This window comes from Archangium sp., assembly GCF_036389735.1.
Lineage (GTDB): Bacteria > Myxococcota > Myxococcia > Myxococcales > Myxococcaceae > Archangium.
The window spans coordinates 1-12,651 of the sequence record NZ_DASVWK010001039.1; the positions used below are offsets into that span (position 1 = coordinate 1).

General features: G+C 68.7%; 12 protein-coding genes. 5 read left to right on the forward strand and 7 right to left on the reverse strand.

The genetic code is table 11. The features are described from left to right. The 3 genes from VF794_RS37105 to VF794_RS37115 all read right to left on the reverse strand — a co-directional run. Nucleotides 1–1,162: serine/threonine-protein kinase (locus VF794_RS37105; protein WP_331117977.1), on the reverse strand; the 1,162-nt coding region annotated here is incomplete at its 3' end. A 108-nt stretch (nucleotides 1,163–1,270) separates the two neighbouring features. Further along, nucleotides 1,271–1,663, reverse strand: coding sequence for a YbaN family protein (locus VF794_RS37110; protein WP_331117979.1), 393 nt, complete (start codon nucleotides 1,661–1,663; stop codon nucleotides 1,271–1,273). Continuing rightward, the gene (locus tag VF794_RS37115; RefSeq protein WP_331117981.1) at nucleotides 1,663–2,496 is read right to left on the reverse strand and encodes a phytanoyl-CoA dioxygenase family protein; all 834 of its coding nucleotides are present in this window, start codon (nucleotides 2,494–2,496) and stop codon (nucleotides 1,663–1,665) included. The genes VF794_RS37110 and VF794_RS37115 overlap by 1 nt, the downstream gene beginning before the upstream one ends. A gap of 138 nt (nucleotides 2,497–2,634) precedes the next feature. On the opposite strand from VF794_RS37115, the gene VF794_RS37120 reads away from it, so the two are divergent. The 5 genes from VF794_RS37120 to VF794_RS37140 are packed head-to-tail and all read left to right on the forward strand — an operon-like array spanning nucleotide 2,635 to nucleotide 8,019. Further along, on the forward strand, nucleotides 2,635–4,212 hold the full coding sequence (locus tag VF794_RS37120; RefSeq protein WP_331117983.1) for a urate hydroxylase PuuD: 1,578 nt from the start codon (nucleotides 2,635–2,637) through the stop codon (nucleotides 4,210–4,212). 26 nt (nucleotides 4,213–4,238) lie between these two features. Next, nucleotides 4,239–5,597: an allantoinase AllB gene (allB, locus tag VF794_RS37125; protein ID WP_331117986.1), complete on the forward strand. Its 1,359-nt coding sequence runs from the start codon at nucleotides 4,239–4,241 to the stop codon at nucleotides 5,595–5,597. A 3-nt stretch (nucleotides 5,598–5,600) separates the two neighbouring features. After that, the gene (gene alc, locus VF794_RS37130) at nucleotides 5,601–7,163 is read left to right on the forward strand and encodes an allantoicase (RefSeq protein ID WP_331117988.1); all 1,563 of its coding nucleotides are present in this window, start codon (nucleotides 5,601–5,603) and stop codon (nucleotides 7,161–7,163) included. Nucleotides 7,164–7,174: 11 nt separating this feature from the next. After that, entirely contained in the window at nucleotides 7,175–7,507 is a 333-nt protein-coding gene (gene uraH, locus VF794_RS37135; protein ID WP_331117990.1) for a hydroxyisourate hydrolase, read from the forward strand. Further along, nucleotides 7,504–8,019 (forward strand): ureidoglycolate lyase, encoded by a 516-nt coding sequence (locus VF794_RS37140; RefSeq protein WP_331117992.1) that lies wholly within the window; start codon nucleotides 7,504–7,506, stop codon nucleotides 8,017–8,019. The genes uraH and VF794_RS37140 overlap by 4 nt, the downstream gene beginning before the upstream one ends. A 2-nt stretch (nucleotides 8,020–8,021) precedes the next feature. Here VF794_RS37140 and VF794_RS37145 read toward each other — a convergent pair whose 3' ends face one another. The 4 genes from VF794_RS37145 to VF794_RS37160 all read right to left on the reverse strand — a co-directional run bounded on the left by VF794_RS37145 (nucleotide 8,022) and on the right by VF794_RS37160 (nucleotide 12,425). Continuing rightward, nucleotides 8,022–8,744 carry a YebC/PmpR family DNA-binding transcriptional regulator gene (locus VF794_RS37145; RefSeq protein ID WP_331117994.1) on the reverse strand — a complete coding sequence of 241 codons (723 nt, stop codon included), beginning with the start codon at nucleotides 8,742–8,744 and terminating at the stop codon, nucleotides 8,022–8,024. 46 nt (nucleotides 8,745–8,790) lie between these two features. Continuing rightward, nucleotides 8,791–10,026, reverse strand: a complete 1,236-nt coding sequence (locus tag VF794_RS37150; protein ID WP_331117996.1) for a serine hydrolase domain-containing protein — start codon at nucleotides 10,024–10,026, stop codon at nucleotides 8,791–8,793. Between the two features lie 28 nt (nucleotides 10,027–10,054). Continuing rightward, nucleotides 10,055–10,642, reverse strand: coding sequence for an NYN domain-containing protein (locus VF794_RS37155; protein WP_331117998.1), 588 nt, complete (start codon nucleotides 10,640–10,642; stop codon nucleotides 10,055–10,057). Nucleotides 10,643–10,766: 124 nt separating this feature from the next. Beyond that, nucleotides 10,767–12,425: an N-acetylmuramoyl-L-alanine amidase gene (locus VF794_RS37160; RefSeq protein ID WP_331118000.1), complete on the reverse strand. Its 1,659-nt coding sequence runs from the start codon at nucleotides 12,423–12,425 to the stop codon at nucleotides 10,767–10,769. Between the last annotated feature and the right edge of the window lie 226 nt (nucleotides 12,426–12,651).

Sequence of the window (12,651 nt, forward strand, 5' to 3'; positions counted from 1 at the left end):
CCTGGTTCAAGGCGGCATCCCGCTGGAGCAAGGCCGCATCCCGCTCCTGTCTGAGCTGCTGGCTGCCCCGCGCCTCCGCCTCGTGGAGAGCCCGCAGGTCCTCCGTCTCGTTGCTCACCAGCACCAGCATCCCCAGGGCCAGCAGCAGGGCCAGACCCAACCCGCCCGACAGGCCCTTCCACGGGAGGACCCCCACCGGGAACCTCCGCCGAGGAACCGGGGCGGGTGCCGGGGCAGCCGGCTCCTTCAGGGCGGGCACCGACACCTCGGGGCTCGAGGGCTCGGGCCGAGGCTCCAGCGCCTGCGCGAGGGCGGCTCGGAAGGCGGCGCAGTCCTGGAAGCGCTCGGCCGGGTCCACGGCCAACGCCTTGCGGATGCACTGGACGAGGCCCTCCGGAAGACCTGGCACCACCTGCTCGGGCGAGGTGTATCGGCCCTCGGTGATGCGCGTCATCATCTCGAAGTCGCTGTCCGCGTCGAAGGCCACCCGCCCCGTCACCGCCTCGTAGAGGATGGCGCCCAGGGCGAAGATGTCCGTGCGCGCATCCACCTCCGCCGCCCCGCGGATCTGCTCCGGGCTCATGTAGGGCCGCGTCCCCAGCAGCACGCCCGTCCGGGTGCGATACCGCTCCTGGGACGCCTCCTCCTCCGTCATCTTGGCGATGCCGAAATCGGTCACCTTGGGGTGAATCCGCCCCGGTTGCCCCTTGCTCAAGAGGATGTTGCCGGGGGTCAGGTCGCGGTGGACCACCCGATGCGCGTGGGCCTCCTCCATCGCCTCCAACACCGGCGCGAAGAGCTCCCGGAGCCGCGCGAGGCCGAGCCTCCCCTCCGGGCTCTGGCCACACAGCTCACCGAGCGTGCCCCCCTCCACGTACTCCATCACCAGTCCTGGCACCGGGCTGATGACGAAGTCCGTCACCTGGACGATGTGGGGGTGACGCAGCTGCGCCTGGATGCGCCCCTCGTTGGTGAAGCGTTGGCGGGCCTCGGGGCTCTGGAAGAGCCTCGGGTCGGGCACCTTGAGCGCATGCAGGCTCCGCAGCCCCAGGTGACGAACCAGGTAGATGGTGGCCATGCCCCCTTCTCCGAGCTTGCTCACCACCTCGTAACGGTTGTCCAGGAGCGTCCCAGGCTCGAGAAGTCCCTTGTCATCGCCCATGTGAAAGACCCCCGGGAGGCGCCCAGTCTACAGAGCGGTCGGGCCCACGACCATGCACGGGCCGCGCACGCACTCCCAGTGCCAGTCATGCGACGTTTTTGGACCGTCCTACTCGGGAGGGCGGCTCGGGCGGCTGAGCACATACGTCGCGCCGACGAGCATGAACACCCCGGCCGCGGCGAGCACGTACCACTTCACGCGCAGGACGAACGCCATGAGCGCGAAGCTCACGCTCATGGCGGTGACGGCGGTCAGCTTCACCCGGACCGGCACGACGCCGTGCGCCTGCCAGGCCTGGAGCCGGGGCCCGAAGCGAGGATGCGTATAGAGCCAGTGGTGGAGGCGACGCGAGCTGCGCGAGAACGCCCATAGCGCGACCAGCAGTAAAGGCGTCGTTGGCAACAGCGGCAGGAACGCGCCGAGGACCCCGAGGCCGACGCAGAGGAAACCGAGCGCCAGGAAGACGAACCGGAAGCGCTCCGTGGACGGTTCGTTCGGCATCAGTGCTGGGGAAAGCCCCGTAGCGGCATCGCGGGAGAGCGGTGCAGCCAGTTGTCCTCGGGATAGCGGGCGGTGCCGTCGATGAGGTGGACCGAGTAGGCGTGGCGGCTCTTGGGCGAGGTGTTGGCGCCGCTCTTGTGAGGCAGCAACCCATGGAGCACGACCAGGGAGCCCTTCGGCACCTCCAACGGCACCATGCCTTCGTCGGGCAGTGGCGTGGGGTCGAGCACCTGGAACGCCGTGCCCCCCCCCTCGGCGCGGACGAAGCGCTTCTTGAGGCCCAGCTTGTGCCCACCGGGCAGCGCCCACAGACAACCGTTCTCCAGCGTGGCGTCCTCCAGGGCGAACCAGAAGCCCACGCAGGTCAGCGGATCCGTGTACAGGAACGTCGCGTCCTGGTGGCTGTTGACCTCACCGCCGATGAAGGGCTGCTTGAAGATGTACATCGACTGGAGCAACAACGGACTCCTCAAGCCCAGCTCCGAGGCCAGGGTCGCCAGTTCCGGCGTGCGGGAGAACCGGTCGAAGAGGGGGTCCAGGTCATGCAGCGCATGGCCGATCTTGTTGATCGACAGCGCTTTGTCCTGGCGCAGCGAGCCGTCCGGCTTGAAGGCGTTCTCCTCGAAGAAGAAGCGGATCTGATCCCCCGAGGACAGGAAGTAGTCGTCCGAACTCCGGGGCTGATCCCTCGTGGAGAAGACGGAGATCGTCTCCGGTTGGAAGCCGGCCACCAGCGCCTCGGCCCGGGCCTTCAAGGCATCGCAGGAGGCCGCCGGGACGAAGCCGGGCAGTACGAGGAATCCCTGTCGCGAGAAGTCTTCGGCATGGCTCATATCCGCTCCTGTACGGGATGCTCCGCCCCCCCCCTTTTATCGTAGGCGGCATCGAGGAGCAGGTGTCGAATTTCACACGCTGGAGGGGCACGGCGCGGGCGCTGGAGCCCGGAGGGAAACGCGGTAGAGTCCCCGGCCATGTACGCCGTCTTCCAAGAATGGCTGAACCTCCTGGTCCGCTGGGTCCATGTAATCGCGGCGATCATGTGGATTGGAGATTCATTCCTCTTCATGTGGCTCGACAGCCACCTCACCGCGCCGAGCCGCCCTCGTGAGGGCGACGTCACCGGCGAGCTGTGGATGACCCACAGCGGCGGCTTCTACGAGGTGGTGAAGCGCAAGTCGCTCGCCCAGGGCGAGATGCCGGCCACGCTCCACTGGTTCAAGTGGGAGAGCTACACGACGTGGATCAGCGGCTTCCTGCTGCTCGTCATCGTCTTCCACCTCAACGGCGCGTCCCTGCTCATCGATCCGAGCGTCTACCCGCTCACCGCCGCGCAGGCGACGGCGATCAGCCTGGGCATCCTGCCGCTCGCCTACGGCCTGTACGAGCTGCTCTGGAAGACGCCGCTCGCGAAGAACAACCGGGTGTTCGCCGCGGTGGGGCTCGTGCTGATCACCGGGCTCGCGTTCGGGCTCACCCGCGTCTTCAGCGCACGCGGCGCGTTCCTCCAGGTCGGTGCCACGCTCGGCACCATCATGGCCGCGAACGTGTTCTTCCGGATCATCCCGGCGCAGCGGCACATGCTCGCGATGACCCGCGAGGGCAAGCCGGTGGATACGAGCTACGGCCTGCGCGCGAAGGGCCGCTCCATCCAGAACCACTACCTGACGCTGCCCGTGCTGTTCACGATGCTCTCCAACCACTTCCCGAGCACCTACGGCAACTCGATGCCGTGGCTGGTGCTGGGGTTGTTGTTCATCGTCGGCGCGGGACTGAAGTACGCGATGAACTTCCGCGCCAGGACGCCGCCGGTGATGTGGGCGGGCACGGCCCTCGCGCTCCTCGGGGTAATGGTGCTGACGCGACCGCCGCCGGATCCCGCGCTCGAGCAATACGCGGGCAAGCCGCCGGTGAAGTTCGAACAGGTGGCCACGGTGATGCAGACCCGCTGCGCCACCTGCCACGCGGCACGTCCCTCCAGCCCGATGTTCGCCGCGCCGCCGCAAGGCGTCATCCTCGACACGCCGGACGCCATCCGCACCCACGCGGACCGCGTCTTCGTGCGTGCGGTCGCCACCAAGACGATGCCGCTCGCGAACCTCACCGGCATGACGGACGAGGAGCGCGCGCTGGTGGGGGCATGGTTCGCCCAGGGCGGAGAGGTGCCCGAAGGCGCGAAGATGCCCGAATTCGCCGCGCCTCCCGTGATCGCTCCCGCTCCGGCCGCCGTGGCCGCCGCGACCAGGGCCGCGCCGAACATGGCGGATGTGCCGGAGTCGGCGCGTACCTACTTCGCCACCGTGTGCAGCACCTGCCATGGCGCGAAGGGTGCCGGCGACGGCGCGGTGGCGGCGGCCCTGAACCCCAGGCCGCGCGACTTCAGCGACAAGGCCTGGCAGCAGAGCGTCACCGACGAGGCCCTCAGGAAGATCATCCTGGAGGGTGGTGCGGCGGTGGGGAAGAGCCCGGTGATGCCGCCGAATCCCCCGCTCGCGGAGGACGCCCAGACGCTGGACGGCCTCGTGAAACTCATCCGCGCCTTTGGCGCTTGAAGCACAGGGAACCCGGAGGAGAACAGATGCAGCCGTTCGTCGTGCGCGGCCGTCGCGTGCTCACGCCGCGGGGAATTCGTCCCGCGGCGGTTCACATCCAGGACGGGAAGATCTCCAAGGTGGAGGCGGTGGACGCCGTGCTCCCAGGCACCCATGTCGTCGAGGCGGGTGACCTGCTCGTCACGCCCGGCGTCGTGGACAGCCACGTCCACATCAACGAGCCGGGACGCACCGAGTGGGAAGGCTTCGAGACGGCGACCGCGGCCGCCGCGGCGGGCGGCATCACCACCGTCGTGGACATGCCGCTCAACTGCATCCCCGCGACCACCACGCGCGAGGCGGCCGAGGCGAAGCTCGCGGCACTCGAGGGAAAGCTGCACGTGGATGTGGCCTTCTGGGGCGGCGTGATTCCGGGGAACGTGGACGCGCTCGAGGGCCTCGCGAAGTTCGGCGTGCCCGGCTGCAAGTGCTTCACCTGCCCCTCCGGCGTGGATGAGTTCCCGCATGTCTCGCGCGCGGACCTGGACGTGGCGCTGCCCCGGCTTCGGGACCTGGGGCTCACCCTGCTCGTCCACGCGGAGGCGCCGGGCCCGCTCGAGGCCGCGGAGCGGGAGGTCGCCGGGAAGGATCCGCGCGACTACCGCACCTACCTCGGCTCCCGGCCTCGCTCGGCGGAGGACGAGGCCATCGCGATGATCATCGACCTGTGCCGCAAGCACCGGGCGAGCGCGCACATCGTGCACCTGTCGAGCGCGTCCGCGCTGCCGATGATCCGTGCCGCGCAACAGGATGGCGTGCGGATTTCCGCCGAGACCTGCCTGCACTACCTCGCCTTCACCGCGGAGGAGATTGTCGCGGGCGCGACGAGCTTCAAGTGCGCGCCGCCCATTCGCGAGGCGGAGAACCGCGAGCTGCTCTGGCGCGGACTCGAGGACGGGACGATCGGCATGGTGGTGTCGGACCACTCGCCGTGCACGCCCGCGCTGAAGAAGCCGGAGGTAGGCGACTTCCTCCAGGCGTGGGGCGGAATCAGCTCGCTCCAGCTCGGGCTGTCGGTGCTCTGGACGCTGGCCCGGGAGCGCGGCCTCTCGGTGGAGCAGATGTTCCGCTGGAACGTCGAGGGCCCGGCGCGGCTCGCGGGCCTCTCGGACCGGAAGGGACGGCTCGCCCCGGGGTACGACGCGGACCTCATCCTCTGGGATGATGAAGCCTCCTTCGTGGTCCAGCCGGAGGCGATGCGCCACCGCCACCAGGTGACGCCGTACGCTGGCCGCAAGCTCTTCGGTCAGGTGAAGAAAACCCTCGTCGGCGGCCGGATGGCGTATGACTCGGCCTCCGCCCAACCCCCAGCCACCGTTGGCCGCTTCGTGGCGGTTCGGAGGTAACTCGTGTCGACGCATCAGCCCGTCCCCGCGGAGTTCAAGGGACTCGTGGACCTCTCGGCCGACGTGCTCGGCACGTTCGTGCTCTACGCCACCGACGACTACTTCGCCGGCAAGGAGAACCTGGTCAAGCCGGGCCCCCCGGTGTGGCTCGAGGGCGAGTACACCGACAAGGGCAAGTGGATGGACGGCTGGGAGTCGCAGCGCAAGCGCGAGCCCGGCCACGACTTCGCCATCCTCCGACTGGGTGCGCCAGGTCGCGTGCGCGGGGCGCTCGTCGATACGACCCACTTCAAGGGCAACGCGCCCCAGCAGATCGCCCTCGAGGGCATCGAGGCGCCCTACACGGCCACCCCGGCGCAGCTCCTCGAGGACACCCGGTGGTTTCCGCTCATCGAGCAGAGCCCGGTGAAGGCGGACTTCCCCAACGTCTTCACGCTCGCGAAGGAGAGCCCGCGCGTGACGCACGTGCGGCTGCGCATCTACCCGGATGGTGGCGTGGCGCGCCTGCGCATCTATGGCGACGTGCTGGCCGAGGAGCGTACCTTCTGGCGCTCGGGCAGCGTGGACCTGGGAGCCGTGGAGAACGGCGGCACCATCGCGGCGAAGAGTGACGAGTTCTTCGGGCCGCCGGCGAACATGCTCCTTCCCGGTCGCGGCGTGAACATGGGCGATGGCTGGGAGACGAAGCGGCGGCGCACCCCGGGCAGCGACTGGGCGGTGGTGAAGCTCGCGCGGCGTGGAGTCCTCGAGCGCATCGAGCTCGACACGCACTTCTTCAAGGGCAACGCACCGCAGGCAACGCTCATCGAGGCGGTGGACGCCACCGGCATGGACGCGGAGATGCTCCAGTCGCTGCTCACGTCCGCCGCTCCGAGCGGCTGGCGCGTGCTCGTGGACAAGACGGCGCTCGTTCAGCACCGACGTCACCAGCTCGAGCCGGTCCACGCCATGCCCGTCACGCACGTGCGCGTGCACATCTTCCCGCACGGAGGCGTGAACCGACTCCGGCTCTTCGGGTACGCGCTCGACACCGAGGCGGAGGCTTCGGCGCTCAAGCGCTTGAACGCGCTCGACGAGCCGGCGGCGCGGACGGTGTTCCATTCCTGCTGCGGCTCCTCCGCGTGGGTCAACGGGATGATCTCGCGACGGCCGTTCGCGAGCGTGCGGGCCCTCTTCGCGGAAGCGGACGCGATGTGGTGGTCGCTCGGGGCGAAGGACTTCCTCGAGGCGTTCGCCGCCCACCCTCGCATCGGCCAGACGAAGAAGGCGGCGCCCCAGAGCGAGAAGTCCGCGGAGTGGAGCCAGGGCGAGCAACGCTCTGTGGCTCAAGCGGACGCGGAGACCCTGGAGCGGCTCGCGAAACTGAACGACGAGTACTTCGAGAAGTTCGGGTTCATCTTCATCGTCTTCGCGACGGGGAAGAGCGCGCCGGAGATGCTGGCGCTCCTCGAGCAGCGGGTGCAGCGCGGCAAGACCGATGAAGTGGAGACGGCCGCCGCGGAGCAGGCGAAGATCACCCGCGTGCGGCTGGAGAAGTGGCTGCGCGAGCAGCTGACGAAGCACTGAAGGAGGGGCACATGGGCATCAGCACGCACATCCTGGATACCTCCCGTGGGCGCCCCGCCGAGGGCGTCACGGTGACGCTGCACGCGCAGCAGGACAGTGGATGGAAGGAGCTCGCGCGTGGGGTGACGAACGCGGACGGACGCGTGAAGCCGCTGCTCGAGGCGGTTCCCGCGGCGGGCGTGTACCGGATCTCCTTCGAGATCGCCCCGTACTACGCGCGGCTCGGCACCGAGAGCTTCTACCCCTCGGTGTCGGTGGACTTCCGGGTGAACGCGCCATCGGAGCACTACCACGTGCCGCTCCTGCTCAACCCGTTCGGTTTCTCGACGTACCGCGGCTCATGAGCACGCCTCGGGTCATCCTCGCGCGACCGCTGACGCCGGACGCCTTCGCCCCGTATGGAGACGTCGTCTCCGCGGGGTTGAAGAGCGGCTCGTCGGCGAACCAGGGCACGGCGGTACGGTTCGACTGGTCGGCGAAGTTGGAGAGCGATCGCGGTGGGGCGAAGCCGAACCTCGCCGTGTTCCGCTCGGTGCCGCAGAAGCTGCCGTTCACGGTGAAGCTGCTGGAGCACCACCCGCACTCCAGCCAGGCCTTCCTGCCCATGGTCTGCGCGCGCTTCCTGGTGTGCGTGGCGCCGACGGCTGCTTCGGGCGGCCCCGAGGTGGAGCGGCTCGCCGCGTTCGTCTGCGGCCCCGGCCAGGGAGTGAACTACCACCGGGGCGTGTGGCACCACCCCATCATCGCGCTCGACGCCCCGGCGGAGTTCGCCATGCTCGCCTGGGAAGATGGGAGCGCGGGAGACTGCGTGGTGCGCCAGCTTCCGGAGCCGCTACACATCCACGTCGAGGGCTGACGCTACGCGAGGTTGTGGAAGACCCGCTGCACGTCCTCGTCCTGCTCGAGTGCATCCACCAGCTCGAGGACCTCGTTGGCCTTGTCCTCGGGCAGCTCGACGGGGGTCTGCGGGATGTACTCGGACTCGGAGGACAGGGGCGTGAGGCCACGGGCCTCGATGGCGGCCTGCATGTGCCCGAAGTCGTTGAAGCCACAGCGGATGATGATCTGCTTCTCGCCCTTCTCGCCGGTGCCCTCCCCCATCTCCTGAAGCCCGTGGTCGATGAGGTCCAGCTCGAGCGCTTCGAGGTCCAGCCCCTCGGGTGCGAGCCGGAAGACGCCCATCCGCTGGAAGAGGAAGCCGACGCTGCCGGTGGTGCCGAGGTTGCCGCCGTAGTCCTTGAAGTGCATCCGGACGTTGGCGACGGTGCGGACCACGTTGTCCGTGGCGGTCTCCACGAGCAGCGCGATTCCGTGTGGCCCGTACCCCTCGTAGAGGACGACCTCGTAGTCCTGCTGATCCTGGCCGGTGGCGCGCTTGATGGCGGCCTCGACCTTGTCCTTCGGCATGTTGGCCGCGCGCGCGTTCAGGAGCGCCCGGCGGAGGGCGGGGTTGGTATCGGGGCTGGAGGTTCCCGCCTTGACGGCGATGGCGATGTCCTTGCTGATGCGCGTGAACAGCTTCGCCATCTTGTTCCAGCGGGCGAACATCGTCGTCTTACGGGTCTCGAAAATGCGTCCCACGGCACGGTCCTCTCGGTGAGGGGGCTTTCCGTAGCATACCCAGGTCTCAGTCGACGAGCGCCTGGTAGACGAGCTGGCGCAGCTGGGTGCGGAGCGAATAGGTGCTCGACGGAAGGAGCTGGGTCATGAACACGACGGTCAGCTCCTCGACCGGGTCGACCCAGAACGCGGTGCTCGCCATGCCACCCCAGTGGAACTCGCCCGCGCTCGTCGACGTGCGGTGGGCGACCGGGTCCATGACCACGCCGAAGCCGAGCCCGAACCCGACTCCGTCGTACCGCGTCTCGGCGAACAACGGGCGACCGTAGGCGGCGAGGTCCGCCCCCCCGGGCAGGTGGTTCCGGGTCATGTAACGGACCGTGCGCGGGGAGAGCAGACGCGCGCCCTCGAGCTCGCCTCCGTTCAGGAGCATCCAGGTGAAGCGGGTGTAGTCCCGCGTCGTCGACACCAGCCCGCCTCCGCCCGACAACCAGCTCGGGGGCTTCATCACGCGCTGACCGAGCCCCTCGGCGCGGACCGCCTGGGTGCGTCCGGGGGCACTCGTGTACAGCGCGGCCAGGCGCCCCTGCCGGTCCTCGGGACACCAGAACGCGGTGTCCTTCATCCCGAGCGGGCCGAAGATGCGCTCGGAGAAGAAGACGTCGAGCGGCTGTCCGGACAGGACCTCGACGAGCCGACCGAGGACGTCCGTGGCCACCGAGTAGTTCCACTCCGCACCGGGCTGGAACGTGAGCGGGAGTTCGGCCCACGCGCGGACGCACGCGGCGAGGTCGAAGCCCTCCGGCGCGCCGAGCTCGAAGCCCCGGAGCCGGTGGATCTCATCGGTGACGTGCACCCGGTGGAAGCCATACGTCAACCCCGCGGTGTGGGTGAGCAGGTGCCACACCCGGAGGGGTTCGGTCGCGGGCACGGTGACCGGCCGGGTCGCCGGTCCTCCGACGTAGACGCGCGGCTCCGCGAACTCGGGCAGCCACCGGCTGACGGGGTCGGAGAGCTCGAAAGCACCCTCCTCCCACAGCATCATCGCCGCGACGGATGTGACTGGCTTCGTCATGGAGTAGATGCGCCAGACGGTGTCCGTCTCGACGGAGCGGCCGGCCTCCTTGTCGGCGAGCCCGTACGAGGTCAGGTGCGCGACCTTGCCGTGGCGCGAGACCATCACCTGCCAGCCCGCGAGCCGCCCGTCGTCGACGTACCGGCGGAAATGCGTGTCGATGCGCCGCAGCCGCTGCGCGTCCAGGCCGACCTCACCCGGGTCGACATTGATGTCGAAGTCCGCCATGCGTGGCTCCTCCTCGCCTGGGTCCGGGCTACAGGAAGAGCGAGGCGTCGAACTCGTCCACGCGAACCGGGAGCATGCGCGGCAGCGGACGCTGGAACACCTTCGCGTTCATCTCGAGGTCGAGGATCTCCAGCCCGGCCGGGACGAGCTCACGGAACCGCTGGCTCATGTACTCGCGCAGTCCGAGGATCGCCACCTGCCGCTTCTCCTCGAGCAGCGTGCGCAGGGCGTCCGCGAAGTCGGCCCCATCGTGGCTGGCGAGCGCGACCGCGGCCTTGGGGCGCTGGGTGCGGATGGCCTCCAGGAGCTTGAGGATGCCCAGGTCCACCACCTTCTGGTCGGGCCGGCCATGGAGGAGCGCCACGTCACAGCCGGCGGACTTCAGGGCGCGCACGAAACCGATCATCACGTCCGGCAGTTGCTCGCCCCGGGCGTTCAGCACCACGACGCAGCGCACGGGGGCCGGGAAATGGTTCTCACAAAAGGCCACCAGGCGATCGAACTGCACACGATCCTGGGGCTCGGGCTTGCGGCCCACGACATTGGACACGGCCCAGTCGACGTTCTCGGCGTCGATGAGCACATAGGAAGCGGCGGGAGGGCGTGCGGGAAGCATGGCCGGAGAATACCCGGAGCCGGACCCGAGGGGGGACCTGCTGATCAGAGGAATCGCCGTCCGGCGAGGACCCGACCACGTCGAAGTGACCAGGTCCAGTCTTGAGCTCGAATGCTCCGGAACCTCAGCGGATGCGCACCGCGTCGGCGACGACGACGTAGCCCTCGGTCGTCCAGCGGGAGAGGACCACCTTGTTCCAGCCGGCGCTGAAGTTATAGGTGCCCAGGGTGTTCCACTTGCCGCCGTTGAGCTGCTGGTTGGCGTAGGCGGTGCCCAGTTTGGTGCCCGCCGCGTCGAAGGCGATGAAGTTGGCGGTGGTGGAACGGTTGCCGCCCGTGGTCCACCACGCGTCCACGGTGCGAGTGGCCGCCGTGGGCAGGTAGAACCAGAAGTTGGCCCCGTCCGACACCGGCGCGGTGGAGGCGTAGAAGTAGCCGGTGCCGTAGTAGCCCGCCGTGCTGCTGGCCGACGTCCAGTTGGCCGACACCTCGATGCGCGCCCGGGCCGGGTCGTTGTTGTTCGCGTTGCTGTCGATGATGACGGGCGAGAGGCTGGCCGCGTTCACGCAATCGCGGATGAGCCCCAGGTAGTAGCTCCAGTTCCAGCCGCTGCCAGCGAAGCCCGGGTCATAGTGGTTGGAGGCCCCGCCCCAGTTCGAGGGCGCCGCCTGCACCTGCGCGTTCGTCCCCGGTGCCGTGGAGGCCGACAGCAGGTAGGGATCGGGCACCTGGTAGTGGCCGATGATGTGCTGCTGGTCCACGGGAATGCCGTACTTCTTCGCAATCGCACACACCAGCGACGCGGACGAGCGGTACATCGCCTCCGTGTACCAGGTGCTCGGGCTGTTGAGGTAGCCCTCGTGCTCGATGCCGATGGAGTTGAGGCTGTAGTACTCGTTGCCGGCGTGCCAGGCGGCATTGGCCTCGCTCACCATCTGGGTGATGTTGCCGGTGCTGGACTGGATGACGTACTGGGTGGAGGCCTGGGGCGGGTTGGCCTGGGAGAACCAGTCGATGGTGCCCCAGTAGCCGCCCTCGGTGACGTGGACGAGCACGAACTTCACCGAGCCGCCATTGCGGCCGACGATGTAGTTGTTGGGATGCGCGGCCACCCAGGACATCGGCGGGTACTCGCCGGGCGCGGTGGCCGACTGCTGGACGGTGTCCACCTCGCGCGCGAGTGCCTCCACCGCGGAGAAGGAGAGGCGCTCCCCATCCGGCGTAGTGAAGTCCAGGCCGCGGCCCAGCAGTGTCATCAACTCCTCCGCGTAGCCCTCCGCGGCACGGGGCTCCTGGAAGCCCGTCAGCTTCACTCCCGCGGTGCGGTAGTGCTCCCAGCCGGGCGTCTGGCCCGTACCCACGGCCTCGTTGATGGAGGCGCGCAGCAGGGCCGCGGCGGCCAGCACGTTGGCCTCCAGCTCCTCGCGCACCTGTGCCTCGGACAGGCCCGTGGCCCGGGCCCCCTGCGTCACCTGCTCCGCCGTCAGGTGCATCACCCCGAAGCGAGGCACGTGGATATGCCCATCACGCACCTCCGCCGGACCGTGCTCCTCGGCGGCGGGGGCCTCGAAGCGGCCCATGAGGTACGCGTGTGCCAGGAGCACGTCCTCTCGCACGCCGTGACGCGCGCTGGCCTCGCGGAAGATCTCGTTGCGCGACCCCGTGGCCCGCGGGACCTGGACCTGGACCTCACCGCGCGCGCCCGACGTACCGGCATCCCCGCAGCCCGTGGCCATGAGACACCCGACGAAGACACTGCTCCACCGCATCCATGAACGAGCCATGTGTTGTCCTGTGAGAGGGAACTCCACACGGTTTGATACACCCCTGGAACAAGTGTATCAATATCCAATCCAGGAAAAATGGGAAACCGTACTTTCCGGGCGGATGGTACGTGCGGCTGCGGAACCAACGCCCTGTGTGGACAGGGGCTCCGCTGCACGTTCGGAAACTCCTGCCTGCCTTGAAGCAGGGCCGTGCTACCCGGTGATGGGGTCGCGAGCCGTCAGC

Excerpts from the sequence above, each read along its gene's own strand:
- VF794_RS37110 (WP_331117979.1), bottom strand. The coding sequence starts at position 1,663 with ATGCCGAACGAACCGTCCACGGAGCGCTTCCGGTTCGTCTTCCTGGCG.
- VF794_RS37115 (WP_331117981.1), bottom strand. The coding sequence starts at position 2,496 with ATGAGCCATGCCGAAGACTTCTCGCGACAGGGATTCCTCGTACTGCCC.
- VF794_RS37120 (WP_331117983.1), top strand. The coding sequence starts at position 2,635 with ATGTACGCCGTCTTCCAAGAATGGCTGAACCTCCTGGTCCGCTGGGTC.
- allB (WP_331117986.1), top strand. The coding sequence starts at position 4,239 with ATGCAGCCGTTCGTCGTGCGCGGCCGTCGCGTGCTCACGCCGCGGGGA.
- uraH (WP_331117990.1), top strand. The coding sequence starts at position 7,175 with ATGGGCATCAGCACGCACATCCTGGATACCTCCCGTGGGCGCCCCGCC.
- VF794_RS37140 (WP_331117992.1), top strand. The coding sequence starts at position 7,504 with ATGAGCACGCCTCGGGTCATCCTCGCGCGACCGCTGACGCCGGACGCC.
- VF794_RS37150 (WP_331117996.1), bottom strand. The coding sequence starts at position 10,026 with ATGGCGGACTTCGACATCAATGTCGACCCGGGTGAGGTCGGCCTGGAC.
- VF794_RS37155 (WP_331117998.1), bottom strand. The coding sequence starts at position 10,642 with ATGCTTCCCGCACGCCCTCCCGCCGCTTCCTATGTGCTCATCGACGCC.
- VF794_RS37160 (WP_331118000.1), bottom strand. The coding sequence starts at position 12,425 with ATGGCTCGTTCATGGATGCGGTGGAGCAGTGTCTTCGTCGGGTGTCTC.